Source organism: Sinosporangium siamense, assembly GCF_016863435.1.
Lineage (GTDB): Bacteria > Actinomycetota > Actinomycetes > Streptosporangiales > Streptosporangiaceae > Sinosporangium > Sinosporangium siamense.
Genome location: NZ_BOOW01000012.1, coordinates 90,181 through 113,767, shown reverse-complemented (window position 1 = coordinate 113,767; position 23,587 = coordinate 90,181). Strand labels below are relative to the sequence as shown.

20 protein-coding genes are annotated in these 23,587 nt (G+C 70.1%); 13 read left to right on the top strand and 7 right to left on the bottom strand.

The annotated features are described in order from the left end of the window. Window positions 1-4: 4 nt before the first annotated feature. Entirely contained in the window at window positions 5-1,252 is a 1,248-nt protein-coding gene (locus Ssi02_RS10175) for a sensor histidine kinase (RefSeq protein ID WP_204024133.1), read from the bottom strand. A gap of 57 nt (window positions 1,253-1,309) precedes the next feature. Between Ssi02_RS10175 and Ssi02_RS10170 the strand changes: the two genes are divergently transcribed. Then, window positions 1,310-2,410 carry a lysylphosphatidylglycerol synthase transmembrane domain-containing protein gene (locus Ssi02_RS10170; RefSeq protein ID WP_204024130.1) on the top strand — a complete coding sequence of 367 codons (1,101 nt, stop codon included), beginning with the start codon at window positions 1,310-1,312 and terminating at the stop codon, window positions 2,408-2,410. Window positions 2,411-2,546: 136 nt separating this feature from the next. Here the strand turns inward: Ssi02_RS10170 and amcH are convergent, their stop codons facing one another. From amcH to recQ, 3 genes are all read right to left on the bottom strand, one after another. Next, window positions 2,547-3,962: an adenylate-forming 2-oxoglutaryl-ACP ligase AmcH gene (gene amcH / locus Ssi02_RS10165; RefSeq protein ID WP_204024126.1), complete on the bottom strand. Its 1,416-nt coding sequence runs from the start codon at window positions 3,960-3,962 to the stop codon at window positions 2,547-2,549. Window positions 3,963-4,656: 694 nt separating this feature from the next. Next, window positions 4,657-5,292 carry an AAA family ATPase gene (locus Ssi02_RS10160; RefSeq protein ID WP_204024123.1) on the bottom strand — a complete coding sequence of 212 codons (636 nt, stop codon included), beginning with the start codon at window positions 5,290-5,292 and terminating at the stop codon, window positions 4,657-4,659. A 167-nt stretch (window positions 5,293-5,459) separates the two neighbouring features. Next, window positions 5,460-7,337, bottom strand: a complete 1,878-nt coding sequence (recQ, locus tag Ssi02_RS10155) for a DNA helicase RecQ (protein ID WP_204024121.1) — start codon at window positions 7,335-7,337, stop codon at window positions 5,460-5,462. A gap of 255 nt (window positions 7,338-7,592) precedes the next feature. On the opposite strand from recQ, the gene Ssi02_RS10150 reads away from it, so the two are divergent. The 6 genes from Ssi02_RS10150 to Ssi02_RS10125 all read left to right on the top strand — a co-directional run bounded on the left by Ssi02_RS10150 (window position 7,593) and on the right by Ssi02_RS10125 (window position 12,894). Further along, on the top strand, window positions 7,593-7,967 hold the full coding sequence (locus Ssi02_RS10150) for a BlaI/MecI/CopY family transcriptional regulator (protein WP_239128762.1): 375 nt from the start codon (window positions 7,593-7,595) through the stop codon (window positions 7,965-7,967). Then, a complete protein-coding gene (locus tag Ssi02_RS10145; protein ID WP_204024119.1) occupies window positions 7,964-8,911 on the top strand; it encodes a M56 family metallopeptidase in 948 nt (315 codons plus the stop codon). The genes Ssi02_RS10150 and Ssi02_RS10145 overlap by 4 nt, the downstream gene beginning before the upstream one ends. A 75-nt stretch (window positions 8,912-8,986) precedes the next feature. Then, the gene (locus tag Ssi02_RS10140) at window positions 8,987-9,400 is read left to right on the top strand and encodes a hypothetical protein (RefSeq protein ID WP_204024118.1); all 414 of its coding nucleotides are present in this window, start codon (window positions 8,987-8,989) and stop codon (window positions 9,398-9,400) included. A 138-nt stretch (window positions 9,401-9,538) separates the two neighbouring features. Then, on the top strand, window positions 9,539-11,074 hold the full coding sequence (locus Ssi02_RS10135) for a multicopper oxidase family protein (RefSeq protein WP_204024116.1): 1,536 nt from the start codon (window positions 9,539-9,541) through the stop codon (window positions 11,072-11,074). A 307-nt stretch (window positions 11,075-11,381) separates the two neighbouring features. Further along, window positions 11,382-12,248 (top strand): tetratricopeptide repeat protein, encoded by an 867-nt coding sequence (locus Ssi02_RS10130; RefSeq protein ID WP_204024114.1) that lies wholly within the window; start codon window positions 11,382-11,384, stop codon window positions 12,246-12,248. 16 nt (window positions 12,249-12,264) lie between these two features. Then, window positions 12,265-12,894: a phosphotransferase gene (locus tag Ssi02_RS10125; RefSeq protein ID WP_204024112.1), complete on the top strand. Its 630-nt coding sequence runs from the start codon at window positions 12,265-12,267 to the stop codon at window positions 12,892-12,894. Between the two features lie 38 nt (window positions 12,895-12,932). Here Ssi02_RS10125 and Ssi02_RS10120 read toward each other — a convergent pair whose 3' ends face one another. Further along, window positions 12,933-14,576, bottom strand: a complete 1,644-nt coding sequence (locus tag Ssi02_RS10120; protein WP_204024093.1) for an endonuclease/exonuclease/phosphatase family protein — start codon at window positions 14,574-14,576, stop codon at window positions 12,933-12,935. 364 nt (window positions 14,577-14,940) lie between these two features. Here Ssi02_RS10120 and Ssi02_RS10115 point away from each other — a divergent pair, with 364 nt between their 5' ends. The 5 genes from Ssi02_RS10115 to Ssi02_RS10095 are packed head-to-tail and all read left to right on the top strand — an operon-like array spanning window position 14,941 to window position 20,936. Next, window positions 14,941-16,575 carry an ABC transporter substrate-binding protein gene (locus tag Ssi02_RS10115; RefSeq protein ID WP_204024084.1) on the top strand — a complete coding sequence of 545 codons (1,635 nt, stop codon included), beginning with the start codon at window positions 14,941-14,943 and terminating at the stop codon, window positions 16,573-16,575. Between the two features lie 5 nt (window positions 16,576-16,580). Further along, complete coding sequence (locus Ssi02_RS10110) at window positions 16,581-17,600, top strand: ABC transporter permease (RefSeq protein WP_239128780.1); 1,020 nt, start codon at window positions 16,581-16,583, stop codon at window positions 17,598-17,600. Continuing rightward, entirely contained in the window at window positions 17,597-18,448 is an 852-nt protein-coding gene (locus tag Ssi02_RS10105; RefSeq protein ID WP_204024080.1) for an ABC transporter permease, read from the top strand. Before Ssi02_RS10110 ends, Ssi02_RS10105 begins: the two co-directional genes overlap by 4 nt. Then, the gene (locus Ssi02_RS10100) at window positions 18,445-20,157 is read left to right on the top strand and encodes an oligopeptide/dipeptide ABC transporter ATP-binding protein (RefSeq protein WP_204024077.1); all 1,713 of its coding nucleotides are present in this window, start codon (window positions 18,445-18,447) and stop codon (window positions 20,155-20,157) included. The genes Ssi02_RS10105 and Ssi02_RS10100 overlap by 4 nt, the downstream gene beginning before the upstream one ends. Window positions 20,158-20,183: 26 nt before the next feature. Then, window positions 20,184-20,936, top strand: a complete 753-nt coding sequence (locus Ssi02_RS10095; RefSeq protein WP_204024074.1) for a (2Fe-2S)-binding protein — start codon at window positions 20,184-20,186, stop codon at window positions 20,934-20,936. A gap of 49 nt (window positions 20,937-20,985) precedes the next feature. Here Ssi02_RS10095 and Ssi02_RS10090 read toward each other — a convergent pair whose 3' ends face one another. Then, window positions 20,986-22,503: a hypothetical protein gene (locus Ssi02_RS10090; protein ID WP_204024072.1), complete on the bottom strand. Its 1,518-nt coding sequence runs from the start codon at window positions 22,501-22,503 to the stop codon at window positions 20,986-20,988. 102 nt (window positions 22,504-22,605) lie between these two features. After that, window positions 22,606-22,815, bottom strand: a complete 210-nt coding sequence (locus Ssi02_RS10085) for a hypothetical protein (protein ID WP_204024070.1) — start codon at window positions 22,813-22,815, stop codon at window positions 22,606-22,608. A 451-nt stretch (window positions 22,816-23,266) separates the two neighbouring features. On the opposite strand from Ssi02_RS10085, the gene Ssi02_RS10080 reads away from it, so the two are divergent. Further along, the gene (locus Ssi02_RS10080) at window positions 23,267-23,575 is read left to right on the top strand and encodes a hypothetical protein (protein WP_204024067.1); all 309 of its coding nucleotides are present in this window, start codon (window positions 23,267-23,269) and stop codon (window positions 23,573-23,575) included. Window positions 23,576-23,587: the final 12 nt, after the last annotated feature.

The window sequence follows — 23,587 nt, the reverse complement described above, 5'->3', positions numbered from 1 at the left end:
CCCATCAGTCCTTTCCGTGGTGGTGTTCACGCCGGTGGACGGGGCTGACGGGGCTCCGCCGTACCGGCGCGCCGGCGCCTGCGGGCAGCTCCGCCCGCACCGTGAAGCCGCCACCGTCGCGGGGGCCCATGGTGAGGTGTCCGCCGAGCATCGCCACACGCTCATGCATGCCCAGCAGGCCGTGGCCGACGCCGCGGGGCCCCGGGTGGGCGGCGGAGCGCCGGGTGCCGCCGTCGTCGGCCACCCGTACGGTGACCCAGGCGGGCCGATATATGATCGTCACGTGGGTGGTCGCGCCCGGGGCGTGCCTGCGGGCGTTCGTCAGGGCCTCCTGCACGATGCGGTAGGCCGACATCTCCACCGCCTGCGGCAACTCGGCCGGGTCGCCTTCGACGCGCAGTTCGGCCCGTTCCCCCGCCTCCCGGTGGAGGCGGACGAGGTCGGCGAGTTCGGCGAGGGTGGGCTGCGGCGTGGTCTGCGCGGTGTCGGACTCCTGGCGCAGCACGTCGAGGACCTGCCGCAGCTCGGTGAGCGCGCTCCGCGCCGACACCGCGATCCTGCGGAACCCCTCCTTGCCCCCGTCGGTCAGTCCGGGCTCAATGTATTGGCTGGTCTCGGCCTGGACCGCGATCACGGAGACCGCGTGCGCGACCACGTCGTGCAGTTCGCGGGCGATGCGGGCGCGTTCCTCCAGCACTGCCTGCTGCCGCTCGGCCGCCACGACGCGGGCGAGCGCGACCTCACGCTCCTGCCGTATGCGGCGGCGGCTGCGACCGGCGTCGGCGAGGCTGATCACCGCGATGAGGGACACGGCGAAGACCACCGGTTCGCCGAAGAGTCCTTCGGGATCCTCCCATCGCCGACCGGCCGCGATGACGACGATCAAGACGATGAGGGCGGCAACCGCGAGGCGCGTCGGGTTTTTGGAGCGGTAGGCGAGGTGGTAGAGACCGACCAGTCCGCCTATGGCGACGGCGAAGAACAACTCCGGCCTGATGACGTAAGACGACAGGGCCGCCACGGTCACCACATATGCCATCGGGACCGGATAGAGGCTCCGCCACGCCAGCGGCACCGTGGCGGCGAGCGTCGTGACCCACAACCACGTGAACGTGCCACCGTGGACACGCACCAGTTCCACCGCGCCGAGCAGACCGAGAGCGGCACCGGTCACCGGAGCATAGGCGGGCGACGCCGGCAAGGTCCGCAGTATCCGGACCGGCCACCTCGCCTTGCTGATTTCCGCCTCCACAAGCTCCACCTACGGTTGGATGCGCATCGCCGGTCCTCGCTCCTAGGGTAGTCGGCGATGAGGGGGAACATCATCGCGCGCGTCGCGATATCAGTGGTCTCGCTGGCGCTCGGAGCGGGATTGCTCATCGCCATGCCGTTCCTGGTGGGGGTCGGATGGGAGCAGATCCTGTCCGAGTTCGCCCGGCTGAGCCTGCTCGAATGGGGTGTGCTGACGGCGCTGTGGTTGAGCAGCCTGTGGGCGTACAGCTATGTGCTCGTGGGGTCGCTGCCCGGCCTGACGCCTCTGCGCGGCGTCGTCGTCAGCGGCGTCGGCAGCGCGGTCAGCAACCTGCTGCCCTTCGGCGGCGCGGCGGTCGGGGTGCCCGTCACCTTCGCGATGGCCCGCATCTGGGGGCACGACAACCGGTCCATCACCACGTTCGTCCTGGTCAGCGGCATCTGGAACAACCTGTCGCGGCTGCTGCTGCCGGTCGCCGGCATCGTCTGCCTCCTCGCGACCGGCCGCGTCGTCAGCGACGGCTTCGCCACCGCCGCGAGCACCGCGGGCCTGACGCTGGCCGGTGCCGCCGCCCTGCTGATCGCCGGCCTGTGGCGGGAAGGCGCCGCCCGCGCCCTCGGCAAGTGCGCCGCCGTCGTGGTGAAGGTCGTCCCGGAAAGGCGCCGCCCGTCGCGGGACAAGGTCGTCGCGTCCTTCGTCGGCCTCCGGCTCAGCATTCTCGACGTGGTGCGGCGCGGCTGGCTCACCATGACCGCCGGCATGCTCGGTTTCCTCGCCCTCCAGGCGGCGCTGTTCCACGCGTGCCTGTGGGCGACCGGCGTCGAGGTCGGCTTCGCCGAAACCATCGCGGCCTTCGCTTTGGGCCGCCTCCTGAGCACGGTCACCATCACCCCCAGCGGCAGCGGCGTGAGCGAAGCCGGCACGGTGCTCCTGATGACCGCCACCTTCGGCACCGCCCCGGCGGCCACCTCGGCGGCGGTGCTGCTGTTCTGGTTCTTCACCTACCTGATCGAGATCCCCTTCGGCGGCGTGGTGTTCACCGTGTGGACCTGGTCCCGCCGCCGCCGCGGCGAAAGCACCTCCCTCGCCTTGCACGAAAAGGCTCTCGAACCGGCGGTCCCCGACACCCCGCGCCCCCAGGACGCCGCGCGCAGCTAGCCACCTCGGACGGTCCAGTCGATGCCGCGCAAAAGCACCGCTAGACCCCGCACGCACCTGGCCGCGACACTCAGCGGGCGACCTTGGCTTGACCGTCCTCCTGCCCAGACCTCACCGGGAACACCTACGTGAAGCTCTACTTGGGCAGGGCCTCGACGCTGTCGTGGGGCAGGGCGCGGATGCGGTGGGGGTGTTCGGTTCGCAGGAGTCCGCCGAGGAGGGCCGAGGTGGCGCGTTCGACTGCGTCGTCGGACATGTCGTGCATGTATAGGTCGAGTTCATAGGAGGGTTCGCCGCATTCTTCAAGGCCCGGGCGGGTGCGGGCGCCGACGACTCCGGGGAGGGATGAGGCCAGGCGGCGCACCGAGCCGAGTGACACCCTGCTGCCGTTGACGACCAGAAAGTCGGTCAGCCGGCTCCGGAAGTAAAGGTAGCCGTCGCGGTCGACGTCGAAGAGGTCGCCCGTGGCGACCCGGCCGGGCGTGATGAGGGCGGTGTTCGCCTCTCCCTCGGGGACGCCGACGCGGCTGAGCATCACGGTTTCCGAGGCCACCACGAGCTCGGCCGGGCCGTCCTCGCCTCGGGGGCGCAGAGTGATCCCCACGCCGTCGAGGGGGCGGCCGCAGGAGGTGTGCCGGTGCGGCGGTTCGAGGTGGGCGGCCAGGGTGCTGACTCTCGGGCCCGCCTCGGCCAGGCCGTACGTGAGGTAGATCTCGGTGCCGGGGGCCCGGCTGAGCAGGGCGCCGACGGCGCCGGCTTCCAGCATGTCGCCGCCTACGGTGAGTGCGCGCAGGCCGCGCGGCGCCGACCAGCCGCCCGCCAGTAACCGGCGCACGAAACACGGCATCAGGGAGGAAGCGGTCACCCCGTATTCCTTCAGCATGGCCGTATACCTCGCCTGGCTGCACGGCGGCCGGTCGACGACGATGCGGGCGCCGGCGCTCATCGCCGCGAGCACCTGGGCGACCAGGGCGTAGGAGAAGTGCATCGGCAGGTTCACCAGCATCGTGTCGTCCGAGGTGAGGCCGATGGAGGCGGCGTGCCATGCGGCGTTCCGCATGAGGGCGGACGCGCTGTGCAGGCAGCCGCTGCTCACGCCGGAGGTGCCCGAGGTGAGCAGGATGACCTGGCCGGGCCGGTGCAGGCGGTGCGGCCCGGGCAGGACCAGCACGTCGGCGCCGGGGAGTTGCGCGCGTGCCGCCGTGGTGTACGGCACGGCCTTGCCTCGCGGCACCACGAGCGCGGTGGCGCCCAGCCGGCGGGCGAGTTCGCCGAGCCGGGAGGCGGGCGTGGTGGGGGCGGCGAGCACGGGCACCGCGCCGGCGAAGAGCGTGCCGAAGAAGTGGCGCAGAAGCGCGGTGGAGCCCGGCAGAGCGATCACGACCACGGCGCCGGCCCGCGGGAGCAGGGAGCCGAACAGCTCGGCCAGGGTGGCGACGGGTGCGGCGCCTGCGACCGGTTCGGTGTCGACGGCTCCGTTGAGGAACACCTCGACGGAGGCGGGGGACGGGGGCAGGCCGAGACCGGCCGCGTGGGCGGTGTTCACAGGCATCGCCCCCTACCAGGGGCGCGGGGCGGCGGGGGGCTCGAGCTGAGGTTGTGACCCCCTGGTCACCGCGGAGGTCGACGGGCCGGTTTTCATAGTCCCCTCGGAGATCCTCGGACGGGATTGAAAAGCGAAATCAGAATCTAACGTCAACGGGGCGCGAACTACCCAACCGTTGATATAGCACCGGCTCATCCTCACCACCGGCTATAGCCCATGTAGCCGCAAGAAACTATCTCAATGGGCGCATAACGTGACCGATGGTAATGTTCCACTTTCAGGGTGTCAACCCACATTTATATCCGGGCTTGCCGTTTCGGCCACCACTCATCGCGATAATCAACCGGATTCGAGCGGTGACCGGGAATGACGTGGACGGTCACTTACGCCACGCCGAGCCGATCACCCTGGGTAGCATCCCAAATGTGGGCGTCTCCCCTCTCTCACCAGCCCCACCCACCCCGCCGGACTTCTGGTATCACGCGGCTCACAACAGGCGGGACGGAGCACGCGCGGCGTCCGCGCATGCTCCACGAGTGAAAGTCCCGACCGGCCTGCGGCATGGTAGGGGTTGCGGCATTTCCCCACTACACCCCCAACACCGGCATGCTTCATAAATCACGCGAGCGGCGGCAAAAGAAACCACCCTGACTTTCGCTATTTAACTCACCGGCCATCCGGCCAGTTTCCGCCGCCCCACTCACCTCCGGCTACCGGATTCTTCGGCTGCCGAAGCCGGAGGGTCGAAACGAATGGCCCGCACCTGAGCCGCGGCGGGCCTGCTGAGCACGGTCACACTGGCCGCGGGCGGCATCGAACCGGCGCGCGCCCGCTTCATCAACGTCTCCCAGCGCCGGCAATGCCGGGCGAACGAGACACGGGCGATCACCCGGCCGCGCGCGTGCTGCCCGGCGCGAGCCGTCGCCGGCTCCACGTCCAACATGATCAAATGCATCTCGCCGTGTGCGCGCCGGGCCAGCCAGGCGAAGCCGTACAACAGGTGGGGCCAGGTGCCCCTGGTGTGCGCGACGACCGTGTGGCCGCGGAGGACCGCGCGGATCACGCGCCAGGTGTGTGTAGTGTGCACGAACGGTGTCTGCAGCCGGGACGGCAGCGGCCGCAGCACCTCTTCCCATCGTTTGCGTGCCTGCCGTGAGTCGATCACGCGCACGCCGCCGGTCGCGATCACCGGCTGGGTCTCCTCACCGGTCAAGTCGTAGAGCCGTTCCAGCAGGGTGCTCTTGCCCGCACCGGGAAGCCCGGAGAGGAGCACAAGTGAACCGGCCGGATATCTCAGCTCGTTGACCGACGCCTGACTGGCCGGTGTGGCGGCCATCGCGTGCACCTCGCAGGGGTAGAGAACCATGCCCATCAAGTGGTTCAACGTCTGGACCGCTGGAAACGAGCCCAGTGGCCACCGTAAAGGTGATCTACGACAAATCCCCTAAGGCATCCAAATCAACATGTATCACCGTGGGCCCCGGTGACACCGCACCGCCCCCGCTACGTAGCGATCTCTGCGAGCGTCTCAAGGACCTGCTCACCGTATTTCGCCAGCTTGTTGTCCCCCACACCGCCCACCTCGCCGAGCTCGGCGAGGGACCCCGGCAGGCGCGTCGCGATCTCGCGCAGCGTCGAGTCGTGGAAGACCACGTAAGGCGGCACCCCCTGCTCCTTGGCCGCCGCCGTCCGCCAGGCGCGCAGCCGCTCGAACACCGGCTGGGCCTCGGCCGAGAGCTCGACGGGCGCAGCGCGGCGCGACTTGGCCGGAGCCGGGCCACCCGCCGGCTTCGCCGGAGCTGAGGCGGCGGGGGCCGCGGGGCGCGGTTTGTCCCTGCGCATGCGCACCTCACGCCGCTGGCCGAGCACGTCGGCGCTCGCCGCGGTCAGCACCAGCGTGCCGTAGTCACCCTCGACGGCCAGCAGCCCGAGGGCCAGCAACTGGCGCACGACCGCACGCCACTCGGACTCGCCAAGCTCGGTGCCCACCCCGAACACCGTCAGCGACGCGTGGTTGAACTGCTCGACCTTGGGGGTGTGGCGGCCCAGCAGGATGTCGATGATCTGCCCGGCCCCGAACTTCTGCCGCCGCTCGCGCTGCAACCTGAACACCGTGGAGAGCACCTTCTGCGCCGCCACCGTGGCGTCCCACGACTCCGGCGGGAACCGGCAGGTGTCGCAATTGCCGCACGGGCTGCTCTCCTGCCCGAAGTAGGTGAGCAGCCCCACCCTCCGGCACTCGACCGTCTCACACAACATGAGCATCGACGACAGATGAGCTGCGAGGTTGCGCCGGTGCGCGTCGTCGCCCTCGGAGGTGTCGATCAGCTTGCGGAGCTGCACGACGTCCTGCAGCCCGTAGGCCAGCCAGGCGGTCGCCGGAAGCCCGTCGCGGCCCGCCCTGCCGGTCTCCTGGTAGTAGCCCTCGACGGACTTCGGAAGATCCATGTGCGCCACGAACCGCACATCCGGCTTGTCGATGCCCATGCCGAACGCGATGGTCGCCACCATGACCACCCCGTCCTCACGCAGGAACCTCGCCTGGTGCTCCGCGCGAACGCGCGCGTCGAGCCCCGCGTGGTAGGGCAAGGCATGGATGCCGTTCTCCACCAGAAAGGCGGCGATCTTCTCGACCGAGCCCCGGGACAGGCAGTAGACCACCCCGGCGTCGCCGGCGTGCTCGCCGCGCAGCAGCTTGAGAAGCTGGCGCTTCGGCTCCTTCTTCGGCTCGATGCGATAGTCGATGTTGGGCCGGTCGAAGCTCGCCACGAACTGCCGCGCCTCGCCCAGGCCCAGCCTGGTCACGATCTCCTCGCGCGTGGCGGGAGTGGCCGTCGCGGTCAGCGCCACCCGCGGGATCTTGGGCCAGCGCTCGTGCAGCGCCGACAGCGTGAGGTAGTCGGGCCGGAAGTCGTGCCCCCACTGGGACACGCAGTGCGCCTCGTCGATCGCGAACAGCGAGACCTCGGCCCGGTCGATGAGCCGCATCGTCGACTCCAGGGCGAGCCGCTCGGGGGCGAGGTAGAGCAGATCGAGCTCACCTGCGGCGAACAGGGTCTCGACCGTGCGCCGCTCGTCGACGCCCTGCGTGGAGTTGAGGAAGTTGGCCCGCACCCCGAGGGCCCGCATGGCGTCGACCTGATCCTGCATGAGCGCGATCAGCGGGGACACCACGATGCCGGTGCCGGAGCGCACGAGCGCGGGGATCTGGTAGCAGAGCGACTTGCCCCCGCCGGTCGGCATAAGCACGAGGGCGTCGCCGCCCGCCACGACGTGGTCGATGATCTCTCGTTGCCCCTCCCTGAAGGTGTCATAACCGAAGACGCGGCGTAGCGTCAGAGCAGCGTCGTCGAGGGCGGGAGCGCCGTCGGGGGAAATCATCGGGCCATCATACGAAGCCCGGCGGACAAGCACCGGGCGAGCGGGTTTATCGGCCTGCATGCGATCGCTGGGCGGACTTATGCGGCTTGCCGGGGAGCGTTGTCATGCTCAACCGGATAAACGGAAGCCCAGTGCCCTCCTTTGCCATACCGCGATCGCATGCGACAGGGCAGGATAAGGGAGCGGATGGGCGGCCGAGGCCTCGGCGCGTTTTGCAAGTAGCATGAGGGATCCGCAGGTGAGGAGGAGGTCTCCATGATGCGCGGCTTAGGCGACCTGGAGTCCACGATCATGGATCGCATGTGGTCCTACCGCAGGCCGGCGTCGGTGCGGGACGTGCTTGAAGACCTACGCAAAGACCGTGAGATCGCCTATACGACGGTCATGACCGTGATGGACAAGCTCCACACCAAAGGCCTCCTCAAACGCCGCCCGCTTGGCCGTGCCTACATTTATGAGACCGTGGCCTCTAAAGAGGCATATACCGCTGAGTTGATGCGTGATTCTCTCGCGCAGAGCGGCAATAGAGCCGCCACCCTCGTGCACTTCCTGGAGCGGCTCACCCCGGAGGAGGCCGAAGCCCTGTCGGCGGCCCTGCAGGTGTTCCCGGCGAAGGGGCGCGACGAGTGACCGCCGCCCTCCTCGGGCTCTACGCCGTCGCGGCGGCGTTCGTGCTGCCCCGGCTGCTGAGCCGGGGCGCGTGGCGCCATCGCGCGCCCCGGCTCGCCCTCGCGCTGTGGCAGGCGGCGGGCGCCTCGGTGGTCGTGTCGGCGCTGCTGGCCGGGCTCGCGCTCGCCGTCCCGGCCTCCGCGATCGGGCACGGCCTGGCCAGTTTCTTCGAGGCGTGCGCGCTCCTGCTCGGCGAAGGCGAGTTCACCGCCTCCCCCGCCGCTCTCGCCGGGCTGGCCGGCTCCGGTCTCGTCGCCGCCAGGATCGCCTACTGCGCGGTGGCCGAGCTGCTGCGGGCCCGGGCCGAGCGCCGCCGGCACGCCGAGCTCCTGGCCCTCCTCGGCCGCCACGACCACGAGCTCGGCGCCGTCGTGGTCGACCACGACGAGCGCGTCGCCTACTGCCTGCCCGGCCGCCCCGGCCAGGCCGTGATCACGACCGGCGCCCTCGGCTCCCTGGCCCCCGCCCAGGTCGCCGCGGTGCTCGCCCACGAGCACGCGCACCTGCGTGGCCGCCATCACCTCGTGCTCGTCGGCGCCGCGGCCCTCAGGCGCGCCTTCCCCGGTGTCCCGCTCTTCTCACGCGCCAAGGTCGAGATCACCCGTCTGGTGGAGCTCGCCGCCGACGACGTCGCCGCCCGCCGCCACCCCCGGGTGCAGATCGCCGCCGCGCTCGTGGGCCTCGCCACGGGCAGGCCCCCGGCGTTCACGCTCGGCGCCGGCGGCGAGACCGCCCTTATGCGGGTCCGCCGCATGCTCAACCCCGAGGCCCCGCTGGGCCGCCGCGAGCGCCTCGCCGGCCTGCTCGCCGTCGGCCTGCTCCTGACCGGCCCCGCCGCCGTGGTCCTCGTCCCCGGTGTCGGCTCCTTCCTCGCCCACCACTGCCACACGCTGATCATGCTCTGAGGCGGCTCTTCCGTCCCTGGGCGAGCGCGTCAATTACGATTGCACATAGTAGACTGGCGCCGGAGGTGACGGGCCATGGTGGCGCGGCGGACGGCGGTGGGGGCGCTCCAGCACATCGCCCTGCTGCTGCTGGTGGCCGTCGGCGTCGTCTCGATGCACACCCTCGGCCACCACGACGGCCACTCCCCCGCAACGACCTCCACCGCGGCGGCCTCCCATAGCGCCGCCGGGCACGAGCCCGCCGCGGTCACGCGCGACGCCACCCCCGAGGACGGGCCCTCCCCGGCCTCCCCGCTGTGGATCTGCCTGGCGATCCTCTCCTCCGGCGCCCTGCTGACGCTGCTCCCCCTGCTCGCCCTGTTCACCCTCGCGCCGGGCGGGGGGTTCACACGGCTCACGCCACGCGGGCTCATGCCGTACGGCACGAGCCGCCATGGGCCGCCTCTCCTCGCTCTAGTGCTCACCCGTGTGGCGGTGCTGCGGATCTAGAGATCCGCTCGCGGGCCGCCAGGACCATGACCCATGCGTCTCTACGTGCCGGACATCTCCGGCACGCGCGCCGGCATGCCCTCGGCGAAGCCCGCCCCGGCAGACGATCCGACCACACGACAAGCGAGGCAATCACCCATGCGATCGATAGACCGGCGCGGCTTTCTCATCGGCGGGCTCGGCCTGGCCGCGGGCGCGGCGCTGACCGGATGTGCGGGCGGCAGGCCACCCGCCGCCGCCCCCTCCTTCATCGGCCCCGCCGACCCGGCGGTGGCGGCGGCGGAGGCCGCGCGGCGGCCGGGAGCGGTGCGCGACCACACGCTCCGGGCCGTCGAGCAGACCATCGACCTCGGCGGCAAGACCGTCAGGACGTGGAGTTACGGCGACACCGTCCCCGGAGCGGAGATCCGCGTCAAGGCAGGCGAGACGGTGCGGGTGCGGCTCATCAACGAGCTACCGAAGGAGACCACCGTCCACTGGCACGGGCTGGCGTTGCGCAACAACGCCGACGGCGTGCCCGGTGTCACGCAGGAGCCGGTGCGGCCCGGCCAGGAGTATGTCTATGAGTTCGGCGCCGCCAACGCGGGCACCCACTGGTTCCACCCGCATGTGGGCACCCAGCTCGACCGGGGACTCTACGCCCCGATCATCGTCGAGGACCCCGCCGAGCCACTCGCCTACGACGAGGAGTGGGTGGTGGTCCTCGACGACTGGCTGGACGGCGTGACGGGCACCCCGGACGACGTGATGGCCGAGCTCTCCGGCGGCATGGGCGGCATGGACCACGGTTCCATGGAGAGCATGGACCACGGGGAGGGGGAGGCGGGCACCACGCCGTCCCCGGGAGGTTTCATGATGATGGGCGCCAGAAGCCCCCTGCTCGGAGGTGACGCGGGAGACGTGCGTTATCCCCACTACCTGGTCAACGGCCGCCTGCCGAGTGCCCCCGTCACCTTCACCGCCAAACCCGGCGCGCGTGTGCGGATCAGGTTCGTGAACGCCGGGGGCGACACCGCGTTCCGCGTCGCGCTGGGCGGGCACCGCATGACGGTCACGCACACCGACGGCTACCCGGTCGAGCCCGCGGCGACCGACGCCCTGCTGATCGGCATGGGGGAACGCTACGACGTGCTGGTGACGTTCAAGGACGGTGTGTTCCCGCTGGTGGCGCTCGCGGAGGGGAAGAAGGCCCTGGCCCGCGCCCTCGTGCGCACAAGCCGCGGCGGACGCGCGCCGGGGGCCGGCGTGCGGCCGGCGGAGCTGGAGCGGCTGGTGATCGGGTATGACGCGCTGACGCCGGCGGCAGCCGTACGGCTGGCGGGCAGGAGGCCGGATCGCACGATCACCATGGAGTTGACGGGCGGCATGATGAGGTACGACTGGGGCATCAACGGGCGGAAATACGACCCCAGGACCATCGCCGAGGTGCGCGCCGGAGAGCGGGTGCGGGTCTCCTTCGTCAACACGACCACGATGTGGCACCCCATGCATGTGCACGGCCACACCTTCGCCCTGGGCGGCGAGGGGATCCGCAAGGACACCGCGGTCGTGCTGCCGGGCCGCACCTTGCACGCCGACTTCGACGCCGACAACCCCGGGTTGTGGATGGTGCACTGCCACAACCTCTATCACGGGGAGAGCGGCATGATGACCCTGCTCGGCTATCGGAGCTAGGTTTACACCCCACTTATCTACTACTACTTATAGTAGAAGTTACGCGGAATCTCCCACTCCTGACAGCCCCGTGAGCCGGAACACCCGTTCGACGTCCCCCGCACGCACCACTCCGGAGGAGAACGCCACTCTCGGCCGGACCGGTGACGACGGAGGTGACGCGGCTCAACCAGGCGTGGCCTCCGCTACGCGTGCAAGCGCGGACGTGCCCGGTGGCGCCCCCGTGACACCGGGCACGTTTTCCATCGCCCCACCGTTTGGCGATCGATAAGGGCCGTTGCGGTGAGTCGACCAGAGAGAAGGCCATATGGGCTGGCAAGACGTGGAAGACGCGGCTTACCGGGCGTGGGACAAGGAGGACTGGCCCACCGCCGCCGTGCGCTTCGAGGAACTGGTCGCCGAGTTGCCGAACGCGGACAAGAGCGCCGTGTGGTGGTTCGACCTGGCACTGGCGTACAAGTTCCTCGGCGACTGGCCCAGGGCGTATACCCGCGGCAGGGAGGCGGCGGCCCGCTCGGCCCGCGGCGAGCAGGACCCGGCCTTCTGGAACCTCGGCATCGCCGCCACGATCATGCGCGACTGGGCCACCGCCCGCGATGCCTGGGCGGGGTACGGCATCGCCGTCGAGCCGGGTGAGGGGGAGATCGTCCAGGACTTCGGCACGGCGTGCGTCCGGCTGCGGGACGAGAAGAGCAGCGAGGTGGTGTGGGTGCGGCGCATCTGCCCTACCCGGGCGCGCGTCCTGACCGTGCCGGTCGCCACCGAGCGGCGCTACGGCGAGATCGTGCTGCACGACGGCGTCCCCAACGGGGAGCGGATCGTGGCCGATGTGACATATCCCGTCTTCGACGAGCTCATGCTCTTTGCTCCCTCCCCGCTGCCGACCTTCACCGTGACGGTCACCGCGCGCGAGGGCAAGGACATCGACGAGCTGATCCTCCTCTTCGGCGACCACGACCTCGGCGCCCAGCCGGCGGGCAACTTCCGCATCCTGAGCGCGAGGTGCAGCGAGAGCAGCGTGGAGAGCAGGCGCCCGCAGAACGAGGGCGGCAGCCAGACACTCTGGCTCGGCGCTCCCCCGGAGCGGGCGGCCGGACTGCTGGAGGAGTGGCGTGCCGCGGGCAGTGCCGTACGCTCCTGGTCGGACCTCGAACCGGTCGAGGGGCGGGGCTGAACGGGGGGCGGGAGGCGTGGGAAGGTCGCGCGAGGTCGACGAGCTGGTGGCGCACGAGCTGGGCGGCACGCCGGCGGCGTGGGCCGAGGTGCGGGCCAGGGACGACAACACGGTCTACCGCGTGGTGCGCCCCGGAGGCGGGGCCGCCTACGTGAAGGTGGGCGCGGACCTCGCCGGCGAGCGCGACCGGCTGGCCTGGCTCGCCGGGCGGCTGCCGGTGCCGGAGGTGCTCGGCTGGGGCACGCCGGGCTCGGCCGACTGCCTCATCACCGCCGCGGTGCCCGGTGACGACCTCACGGCCTTCCTTCCCCGGCCCGATGCTCTCGTGCGCCTGCTCGCCGGCGCGCTGCGGATGTTCCACACGCTCGACCCGGACGGCTGCCCCTTCGGGGAGCCCGCCCCGGGGGCGGTCGTGACGCACGGCGACGCCTGCCTGCCCAATGTGCTGGCCGACGGCACGGGGGTCACCGGGTTCATCGACGTCGGCGACGCCGGGCTCGCCTCCCCTGAGGCCGACCTGGCCGCGGCGCTGTGGAGTCTGCACTACAACCTGGGCGACGGGCGATATGGACGGGAGTTCGCCGAGGCTTACGGCTTGCCCGGCATATCCGATGCCGAGCTCCGTGCCCTGCGTGAGAGCTACTGACGCGGCCCGGAGGCGGACAACCTCCGGGCCGTGCCCGCTCACTTCACGATGAACTCGGTGAGCACCGCCGCGTGATCCGACGTCCACTGGTTGTCGCGGTGGTCCGGCACCGGCGCCGGCTTTCCCTCTACGAGGGCCGCCGAGCTTTTCACCGTGAGCGACGCGCCCTTGGCGTAGACGAAGTCGATGCGGTCCTGCGGCTCGGGCTCGCCCTTGTGCGCGTCATGCCCATATCCGCCGGTGAAGGTCTTGTAGATCGGCGACCAGGTGATCCCGGGCGCCGCCGCCGGGTCGGGATTGGCGACGCGGAAGGTGTCCTTCAGACCGGCCCGCGCGGGCAACACGGACGTCGGCCACGGCACGTCGCCGTAACCGCAGCGCGAGTCGCGCTTGGTCCAGTCGAGGTGCGAGGGCGCGTTGAAATCTCCGGTGAGCAGCACCGGGGTGCGGTCGGCGGCGTCCAGGTCGGCGCGCATCGCCCGCATCACGCCCTCGATCTGCGCCGTGCGCCGCGACTCGGCCTCACGGGCGAGCAACTGCTCGACCGTCATCTTGCCGAAGCAGGCGTCGTAGGGGCCGTAAGGCGTGTAGCCGAGGTGGACGTTCCACACCGCGACCTCGGTGCGCCGGCGCTCGTCGAGCCGGATCCGCACGTTGGACACGGGCAGGTGCGACTGCGACGGGAGCGGCCCGCGCGCCACGATCGGATAGCGGCTGAGCACCCCGACGTCGCCCGCCTGGTAGTAGTCCCAGCCCAGCGCCTCGCCGAGCTCCCTGACCGACTCATTGGAGCCCTCCTGCACACCCACCACGTCGACGTCGTGGTCGAGGAGGAACCTCACCTGCTTCTCACGCCCGCCGCTCACCTGTGAGCCGCCGTGCCAGAGGTTCCAGCTCAGCGCCTTGAGCGTGGGCACGAGCCGGGCTCCCGGAGGCCGCACGCCGACCTCCAGCCGTGCCGTACGGCTCTCGCCCGCCTTGTTGGCCACGCGCACCTCGGCCACGGTCGTCTTCGACGACTCGCCCGGCGGGGGCGTGCCGGTGACGGCGCCGTCGGCGGCGACCCGCACCCAGCCGGGGCCGGACACCTTCTCGAAGGTCAGCCCGTCGAGGTCGCCGCGCACCAGGCCGCGCACGGTCGCCGCGTAGGGGCGGCCGGCCTGCGCGTTGCGCAGCGGGATCCGCTCGGCGGCGAAGCGGAGGGCGCCGCCGTCGGTGATGCGGAATCTCACCGGCTGGGCGAGCCACTCGTAGCCGTCTTCGGCCAGGGCGAAGGCGATGTAGTCGCCCGGCTGGAGGCCCTCGGTGGGCAGGGTCGCGGTGCCGCTCGCCTTCGGGATGTAGACCCACTTGAGGGAGGGGCCGACGAATCTCCGGTCGACGGGGCCGTCGCCGGGATCGGTGTAGATCCCGATCCAGTTCGTGGGGCCGGGGGCCGGCGTCGAGTAGGTGAAGGCGACGGGCTGCCCGGCGCGCACGGTGGCGTTCTGCACGGTGAGCGTGCCGCCGGGGGACGGGGCCGCGTTCGGTGCGGCGTCCGGCGCGGTTTCCGGCACGGTTTCCGGCGCGGCGGGACCGGACGGCGGTGCTTTGCGGGCGGTGTCCGGGTCCGCCCCTGCCGAGGTGGCCGAGACGGCGATCGCGGCCAGGACGGCGACCGAGAGCAGCGGGATCCTACGCATGAGACTCCTTGGTGACAATTGAGCATAAGGAGCTTCTGTGAGCCAAGTGGCCGATTGGTGTACATGTGCTGGCCGGGGAGGGCACAGCCGCCGAAGATCCCCCCACCCGGCCTACTATCGCTTATAGTTTCCGAACCGCCCCCCAGCGGACGCCCGCCGGAGGTGCCCATACCCCCCGTGGGCGCCTCCGGCGACCATCGGCGCAGCTCACAGCCGCCAGGCCGATGTTGCGGTTACCCAGATCAAGGTTTTGTGACGGTCCAAAGCAAACCTTGAATCTCCGTAAATGCCCTATAGAGTCACCTTCAACATGCTTCCTCCTCCATGGGGGTGGCCTAGACCTCAGATACCCCCCGGAGGTTTCATGTACCGTCGGACACCCAGGTCGATCGCCGCGGCAGGCCTGCTCGCCTTGACGCTGGCCGCGTGCGGCGGCAACACCGCACCGGTGCAGAACCAGGGCGCCCCAGGTCAGAAGACCGCCGGAACCGCCGCATCCGTCACCATCTCCATCTCGTCCGACGAGAGCACGCTGACCCCGTTCACCAACCAGACCGGATACCCCGGCGACAACCTGGTGAACCTCATCTTCGATTCACTTGTCACGGTCCAAGGCGACGGGATCAAGCCCCTTCTCGCCAAAGAGGTGCAGACCACCGACAACAAGGTCTACACCCTGCCGCTGCGCTCCGGCGTGACCTGGCACGACGGCAAGCCCTTCACCGCCGAGGACGTGCTCTTCAGCGTGGACTACTACCGCGAGCACATGGAGGGCGACTCCGCCATCGACGTGCGCCCCATCGAGAAGGTCAGCGCCGAAGGCGACACGGTGACGATGACCCTCAAGGCGCCCGACCCCGAGTTCCCCCGGCGCCTGCTCGCCGACATGGCGATGCTGCCCAAGCACCTCTGGGAATCGGTCACCAAGGTCAAGGAGGCGGGCACCGACAAAGCCGTCGGCACCGGCCCGTTCAAGCTGACGACCTACGACCCCTCGCGCGGCTACACGCTGACCGCCAACGCCGCGTACGCCATGGGCAAGCCCAAGGTGCAGACCGTCAAGGTGGTCGTGATCCCCGAGGAGGCGACGCAGTTCGCCGCCCTACGCACCGGCGAGGTGCACATGTCGACCCGGCTCGTGCCGCCGCAGCAGCTCCAGTCCTTCAAGCAGCAGCCGAACATCGGCATCGTCGAGGGCACCGAGTTCGCCTCCACCCTGCTCGCGTTCAACACCGGGCGGGCCCCCTTCGACAAAGCCGAGGTACGGCGGGCCCTGGCCAAGGCCATCGACGTCAACGACCTGGTGAAGACCGTGCTGCTCGGCCAGGGCACCCCCGGCAACCCCGGCTTCATCCACGCCAAGTCCCCCATCAAGGCCGACGAACTGCCGCCGCTGTTCGACCCCGAGGGCGCCAAGCGCGACCTCGACGCACTCGGCGCGGCGCCCGGCGCCGACGGGATCCGCGTGTTGTCCGGCAAGCCGATGTCGTACGAGCTGCTCGTGCAGAGCTCCAGCACCGACCGGCTGCGCGCCGCCGAACTGATCCGCGACATGCTGAAGAACGTCGGCGTGGCCGTGAAGATCACCTCGCTCGACTCCGACTCGCTCGACGCGAAGGTGTGGCCCGACTACGACGTCGCCCAGGGCCGCAACTACGACATGTCGATGTGGGGCTGGTCCGCCCCGACCATGCTCAGCAGCGGAATGATCGCCCAGCTCGTGGCCTCCGACCACAAGGACGGCCCGCTCAACGTCGTCGGCTTCAAGAACGACGCGGTCGACGCCGTGGTCAAGACGCTGACCTCCGCGCCCACGATGGAAGAGCGCAGCGAGGCAGCCAAGCAGCTCCAGAAGCTCCTCGCCGAGCAGGTGCCGTTCCTCACGCTCTACTACCGCAACGGCACCTACGCCTTCCGCAAGGACACCTACGACGGCTGGGCCTGGCAGGACGGCGCGGCCGCGCTCAACAAGTTCTCCCTCGTCGACATGGCGCTTTGACGGCCATGGTACAAACGGAGACACCGGCGCCCACCGAACGTGGGCGCCGGAGCTACGGCCGCTACACCGCCGGTCGGCTGGCGCAATATGCCGCGGTGCTCTTCATCGCCCTGACCCTCAACTTCGCCCTGCCGCGGGCCCTGCCCGGCGGCCCGCTCAAGCTGTTCGGCAGCCCCGAGGCGCTGGCGCAGCTCACCGCCGAGGAACGCGCCCAGATCGCCAACCAGTACGGCTTCGGGCAGCCGCTGCACGAGCAGTTCTTCACCTACCTCGGCAACGTCTTCAGCCTCGACCTCGGCATGTCCCTGTCCCAGCGCCGCCCCGTCATGGAGGTGCTGGGAGAGGCACTCCCCTGGACGCTGCTGCTGGTCGGCACGAGCATCGTGATCACCGCCCTGCTCGGCGTGACGCTGGGCGTGATCGGCGCGCTGCGCCGCCGCAAGGGCAAGGGGTCGGGGCTGCTGGGCGGCGCGATCGTGTTCGACTCGCTGCCGCAGTTCTGGCTGGGGATGCTGCTCATCGTCCTGTTCAGCGTGCAGCTGCGGATGCTGCCCACCTTCGGGGCGGTCGGCCCCGACGGAGTGGTCACGATCGGCGCCGTCGCCCAGCACCTCGTCCTGCCGGTGACCACGCTCACCCTCACCGGGTTCGGCTACCTGTTCCTCTACACGCGCTCGTCCCTGCTCACGGTGCTGACCAGCGAACCCGTGCAACATGCCCACGCGCGCGGCGTGCCGTACCGCCAGATCGTGCGCAGGCACGCACTGCGCCCGGCGCTGCTGCCCGTGCACACGATCATCATGATGGAGATCGGCTTCCTGGCGGCGGGTTCGATCGTCGTCGAGACGGTCTTCGCCTACCCCGGGCTCGGACGGCTCACGTTCAACGCGATCTCCGCCCGTGACTACCCGCTCATGCAAGGAGCATTCCTGGTGCTCACCGTCATGGTCGTCGTCATGAACGCCGTCGCCGACGCGACCTACCCCCTGCTCGACCCGAGGGCCCGCGCGGGAGGAGCACGATGACCGCCCTGCGCCGCGCCCACGGCCTGCTCGGCACACCCGGCCTCATCGGCGCCGCCATCCTCACCGCGGTCGTCGGCGTCGCGGTCTACGGCTTCCTGCTGCCCGAGGGCGCGGGACACGCCCGCGTCGGCACGCCGTACGCCCCGCCAGGGCCCGGCCTGCCGCTCGGCGCCGACGACCTCGGCCGCGACCTGTTCGAGCAGCTCGTGGTGGGCGCCGGCACCTCGCTCAGCCTCGGTTTCCTCGTCGCCGTCGCCACCACCGTGATCGCCGCCGTTGTCGGCGGAGCGGCCGGCATCGGGCCGCGATGGATGTCGGCCACCATCATGCGCGGGATCGACATCATGCTGATCCTGCCGGAGCTGATCCTCTTCATCCTGGCCGCCGCCTTCCTCGGGCAGGCGTTCGGCATCAGGGTCGCGATCCTCGCGCTCATCCTGTGGCCCGTCCCGGCCCGCGTGCTGCGCGCCGCCGTGCTCACCGCCTGGTCGCGCGGCCACCTCGAGGTCGCCCGCGCCATGGGCGCGCCCCGCTGGTGGCTGCTGGTGCGCCACGGCTCCTATCTGATCGGGCCGCTGCTCATCCCCGTCTTCGTGCGTACGGCGATGCGCGCCATCCTTTACGACGCCACCCTGTCCTTCCTCGGCCTCGGCGACCCCACGACCCCGAGCTGGGGCACCACCCTCTACTGGGTGCAGTCCAACGGCGTCTTCCTGTCCGAGGCCTGGCTCTGGTGGGCGCTGCCGCCCGGCGCGGCCATCACCCTCACCGTGCTTGGGCTCGCACTCATCGGCATAGCCGTGGAGGAACGCCTCAACCCCGCGCTTAAGGAGGCCAACTCGTCATGACGCTGACCATGCGCGACCTCACCGTCTCCTACGGCGCCCGCCCGGCGGTCGACCGCGTCGACCTCGACGTCGCCGAAGGCGAGATCGTGGCCCTCGTCGGCGAGAGCGGCTGCGGCAAGACCTCCCTCGCCCGCGCCCTCCTCGGCCTGCTGCCCCGCAACGCCGTCGTCACCGGCTCGGCGCTGCTCGCCGGTGAGGAACTCGCCGGCCGCCGCGACTGGGCCGGCGTGCGCGGCAAACGCATCGCCATCGTGCCGCAGGGCGCGATGACCGGGCTCAGCCCCGTACACCGCGTCGGGCGTCAGCTCACCGAGATGCTCACCCTGCACAAGGGCACCGCCACCCCCGCCGACCTGCTCGACCGGGTCGGCCTGCCGGCGAGCATGCTCAAGTGCTATCCGCACGAGTTGTCCGGCGGGCAACGCCAGCGGGTCGCCATCGCCCTCTCCCTCGCCGGCGAACCGCGGCTGCTCGTCGCCGACGAGCCCACCACCGGCCTCGACGCCATCAGCCAGCGGCACGTGCTCAGCCTGCTCGCCTCGCTGAACATCAGCCTGCTCATCGTCTCCCACGACCTCACCGGGCTGCTGCCACACGCTCACCGCATCGCCGTGATGTACGCCGGGAGGCTCGCCGAGGTCACCCCCTCCGCGAGACTGCTGCACCGGCAGGACAAAACCCACCCCTACACGAACGGCCTCCTCACCGCGACACCCGCCCCCGACCGTGATGTGCCCTGGGGCAGCATCCCCGGCCAGGCCCCCGCGCTCGACCACACCCTCACCGGCTGCCGGTTCGCCCCGCGCTGCCCCCTCACCACCTCACGGTGCGTGGATGAGGAACCCGGGCTCATGCCGTACGGCGAAAGCCACGTCGCCTGCCACCGGCACGACGAGGACGCCCTCCCCACCTATCCGACGGTGCCGCGCGCCGACTGCGCCCCGCAGAACATCGCCGTGCGGGCCACCGGGCTCCGGCACACCTTCCGCAGCCGCGCCCGCACCACCACCGCCCTCGCCGACGTCGACCTCACCATCGGCGCCGGGGAGATCCACGGGCTCGTCGGGGAGAGCGGCTCGGGCAAGAGCACCCTCGCCCGGGTGCTCCTCGGCCTCATCCGCCCCGCCGCCGGCCGGGTGGAGATCGCCGGGCAGGAGCTCACCGCCCAGCGCGGCAAAGCCCTGCGGCTGCTCCAGCAGAAGATCGGCTTCATCCACCAGGACCCCTACGACTCGCTGCACCCCGGCATGCGGGTCGGCGACCTCGTCGCCGAACCCCTCGCCGTGTCCAAAACCCCCGCCGCCGAACGCGGCGACCGGGTGCACCGCGCCCTGCGCTCGGCCGGGCTGCCCGACACCCCCGACTTCCTGCGGCGCCACCCCGGACAGCTGTCCGGCGGGCAGCGGCAGCGTGTCTCCATCGCCCGCGCCCTCACCGGCGACCCCGTGCTGCTCATCGCCGACGAGGCCACCAGCATGCTCGACGTCTCCACCCGGGCCGGCATCGCCACCACCCTGCGCACCCTCGCCGCCGAACGGGGCCTCGCCGTCCTGTTCGTCACCCACGACCTCGGCGAGGCCATCCAATCCTGCGACCGCATCACCGTGCTCCGCCACGGCACCGTCGTCGAACACGGCACCTGCGCCGACGTCGCGGGCTCCGCCACCGACCCCTACACCCGCCAACTCCTCCAAGCAGCGAAAGGCTGAGCGTGACCGCCCACGAAACAGACGCCATGGAAGTCTTCACCCGACTCGACTCCTACGGCGAACGATTCAGCCTGCACCGCGGACTCGCCCCCGGCCACGACTGGATAGCCTGCGACCGCCTCCTCAACCCGCACTCCGACGAACTCGGCCAGGTCCTCGACGCCGAACGCCGCGGCAGCGGCCAGGTCTCCGACCACGCCACCGCCCTCACCGTGATGGCCGTCTACGCCGGCACCGTCACCGCCTCCGCCCTCCTCGCCTGGGCCCTCGACCGCGTCGTCGTCGACATGCGCGCCGGCAACGTCGCCGTACGCCTCGCCCCCGACCACGGCTTCGAAGCCGTCGCCCTCCGCGAACCCCGCGTCGAACAGGCGCCCCTCACCACCCTCGTCTCCTGGGTCCTCGACGACCACCTCCTCCCCTTGGCCGACGCCCTGCGCATCCGCACCAAAGCCGGCATGCGCCAGCTCCGCGGCGGCGTCGCCCACGGCTGCGCGGCGGCGTTCTGCATCTCCAGCCGCCGCGGCGGCGACGTCACCCGCCTGCACGAGGCCTACGAAACCTTCCTCGCCGCCTCCACCGGCGACCTCGCCCGCCTGGGCGACGTCATCCGCCTCCGCGAGGGCGACCGCGAGGGCCTCTTCTACCTGCGCAAGACGTGCTGCCTGTATTACACGTCGGCCCACGGAGGCAAGTGCTCAAGCTGCTGCCTGGACAGCGTGGAGGACCGCATCACCAACTACCGCCGCGTCCTCGCCGACGGCGTGGTCCCGCACTGACCGGCGCTTCCCCGGCCGCTCGTCCTCGTCCTCGTCCTTGGACGAGCGGCTATTTCAACAGCTCGTCAAGCGCCGAGATCACCGTCCGCGCAGCATCGGGATGGGAGAGCGCGACAGGGCCGATGGACGGCCGCTTACCGTAGTCGGCCGCGGCAAGCCGCTCGGACACATCCGTCCACCCCGGAAGGCCCGCAAGCGCCTCGTTCACCCGCGCCAACCGGCCCCGGTCGGCCCCCCGGTTGCGCATCCACTCGAAGTTGATCGTCAGCACTGACTTGCTCACCCCTGTGTAGATGCCCCAGACGGCGGCTTCATCGGACCCGAGGCTGAACCACGCGGTGGCCGAAGGGTGCGCGGCCTCGCCACAGTAGTGCCGGTATCCGCGGAACGCGGGATGACTTTCCGCATGCCGGTAGACGGCCAGAAGGGTGGTCGACACCTCCGGATGAGTGTATGTCTCAAGGGCATGGAGAAAGCTCTCCTGTTTGCCGTTTCCGCGCGTCAAAGGCGACCGCGACGCGACCTGAGGAACCTCCCCCAGGGCACCCGCACCGCTGGGAACGGCACTGTAGTCCTCGGCCGGGAGCGGGTCTCCGAGTGCCAACTGGATGGCGATCGCGGTCGACTCGAGCCAGGACAGCGTCTCCTCCGCGTCACGCGAGGTGATGGGCATCTTCTGCCCGGGATGCTCCGGGTCGTGGTCGGCGGTGTGAGCGATGTTGTTGCGGCGCCAGGCGATCTCTTCCAGCCTGCGCCGCACCTTGTCCTGGGTGACCGGTGCCGTCGGGTCTTGATCGGTCAGGATCTCGGCGACCTTCACCCAGAGCTTCACCGTGCTCACATGGGCGAGGCCTTCCTTGATCTTCTCGAGGTTTTGAAAGGTCATGAACCCGAAGACCTGGTCCAGGTGTGCCCGGAAAACCTCTTCCAAGGACTCACGTCCATGATGGATCCGCTCGAACAACCCCACAGGAATGGGCAACTTGTCGAACTTCGGCGGGCGTGGCACCTGCGGATTGATCGCGAGCAGCACCGCCCGATCGATAAGCTCCCGGGTTATCCAGTGGTCCAGGGCGGCGACCGACTGTGTCCAGGCGGCTCGATAGAGATCGCTCACATCGAATGCGCCTACTTTGAGGCGCTCCAGATTCTGACCTCCACGCACGAGCTGCCGAGCGTATTCGAGGTTCTGTTGAAACTGCTCGAACGGAGACGGCTCGCCGGTCGGCGTGGACAGCGGGGTCCTGCGGGCGCGATACTGACGCACCAGCTCTCGGTAGAGGTGAGAACCCGGAAAATCCGCCAGCGCCCGGACTCCGGCGTCCGTGAGCGACCAGCCGTTTCTCTTGCTCATCCAACCGATCGCGGCCGCTTCACCGGTGCGGAATCCGAGCTGTGCCCACCAGCGTGCCTGCCCATGTCTGTCGGGCGCCTGAAGCTCCGCTGAGATGTCGACCTGCCGGGAGACCGCTGCCCTCACCCGGTCGGGGCCCAGCGGAAGGCCTGCCTCGCGAAGAACCTCTAGAGCTATCCGAAATATCTGGGCAATTTGCTCGGCATTGGACAAGGGGGGCTCCTTGTATTCAGTTTTCAGCCGTCTCTGTACAAGCATCCAGACTATAAGCGGAAAATGCTCAGCCGCGCCGTCGCCGACGCCAGTCGGATCAGGTCAGGAGCTTGTGGCTTCGGTCATCAAGCTTTCGGCGACGGTGTCCACGTGCCGCTTGTGGCGGTCGGCTGAGGGGGTGTTTTCCGCGAAGCGCTTGAAAGCGCCCATTGTGGGGCCGTAGGGGACCTGGCAGTTCACCCGGTCGTCCGCTCGGCCGGTGAGGGCCGCCGTCGTTACCTCCTCGAAGTACGACCGGAAGACCACGGCCACGCGCCGCTTCAGGTCCGCCGCTCTCCTCCTCCCGGCCGGCGGCCAGGTGGCGGGACCGGGCGTCGCGCCACACCTCGTCGAAGCCACGGCGGAAGTAGCCCTCCTCGATCCCGTCCGCCGTCCGCGGGTCGAGGTCGGCGAGTGAACCGTGCGTCTGGAACAGCCGGTAAAGCCTGTCCGCGCGGGCCGCGAACAGGGCGCCCTTCCTCATCACCCGGCCCCCGAGCGACGCCGCCCGCCCCTGCGTCCATCTCTTACGACTCAGACGAACTCCGCCGTTCGGTGAGCGGCTGCATCGACGCGCTCCCCTGCCACTCAATCAGAGGACAAAACCGGCATTACATGGCGCAACATCGCAGAACTTCCCCGGGGAGCCTTAGAGCTGTCAACACCGTCCCTATACGTCTACTGTGCTATTGGCTTTTCCATACCTAGAGAGGACGGGGCTCGCGTGGCCGAACGCATGGTGCCCAATCCTCGGCACGCGAAGCTGAAGCTTCTCCTCATGGAAGCCGACAACTGGGCCCGCGACGTACGCCAGGCCTATCAACCCGCCTCGTCGGCCATGCGATCGGGAAAGGTCTGGACCGGGCCTACAGCCACCAGATGGGGCGACGAACTCGAAGACCGCCACCACCGACTACGCCGGCTCGCACAACACCTATCCAACGCCATCGAGGACGAACTACGCCGGCACCCCGCCATGGTGACCGAGTCCCAGGCCGAGGCCATACGTCGCGAACTCGGCGGAAATGCATAGCAGGCGAGCAGA

Bases quoted from the DNA above. Each gene is read 5' to 3' on its own strand.
- Ssi02_RS10170 (WP_204024130.1), top strand. From the start codon at position 1,310: ATGAGGGGGAACATCATCGCGCGCGTCGCGATATCAGTGGTCTCGCTG.
- amcH (WP_204024126.1), bottom strand. From the start codon at position 3,962: ATGCCTGTGAACACCGCCCACGCGGCCGGTCTCGGCCTGCCCCCGTCC.
- Ssi02_RS10160 (WP_204024123.1), bottom strand. From the start codon at position 5,292: ATGGCCGCCACACCGGCCAGTCAGGCGTCGGTCAACGAGCTGAGATAT.
- recQ (WP_204024121.1), bottom strand. From the start codon at position 7,337: ATGATTTCCCCCGACGGCGCTCCCGCCCTCGACGACGCTGCTCTGACG.
- Ssi02_RS10150 (WP_239128762.1), top strand. From the start codon at position 7,593: ATGATGCGCGGCTTAGGCGACCTGGAGTCCACGATCATGGATCGCATG.
- Ssi02_RS10140 (WP_204024118.1), top strand. From the start codon at position 8,987: ATGGTGGCGCGGCGGACGGCGGTGGGGGCGCTCCAGCACATCGCCCTG.
- Ssi02_RS10135 (WP_204024116.1), top strand. From the start codon at position 9,539: ATGCGATCGATAGACCGGCGCGGCTTTCTCATCGGCGGGCTCGGCCTG.
- Ssi02_RS10130 (WP_204024114.1), top strand. From the start codon at position 11,382: ATGGGCTGGCAAGACGTGGAAGACGCGGCTTACCGGGCGTGGGACAAG.
- Ssi02_RS10120 (WP_204024093.1), bottom strand. From the start codon at position 14,576: ATGCGTAGGATCCCGCTGCTCTCGGTCGCCGTCCTGGCCGCGATCGCC.
- Ssi02_RS10115 (WP_204024084.1), top strand. From the start codon at position 14,941: ATGTACCGTCGGACACCCAGGTCGATCGCCGCGGCAGGCCTGCTCGCC.
- Ssi02_RS10110 (WP_239128780.1), top strand. From the start codon at position 16,581: ATGGTACAAACGGAGACACCGGCGCCCACCGAACGTGGGCGCCGGAGC.
- Ssi02_RS10105 (WP_204024080.1), top strand. From the start codon at position 17,597: ATGACCGCCCTGCGCCGCGCCCACGGCCTGCTCGGCACACCCGGCCTC.
- Ssi02_RS10100 (WP_204024077.1), top strand. From the start codon at position 18,445: ATGACGCTGACCATGCGCGACCTCACCGTCTCCTACGGCGCCCGCCCG.
- Ssi02_RS10095 (WP_204024074.1), top strand. From the start codon at position 20,184: ATGGAAGTCTTCACCCGACTCGACTCCTACGGCGAACGATTCAGCCTG.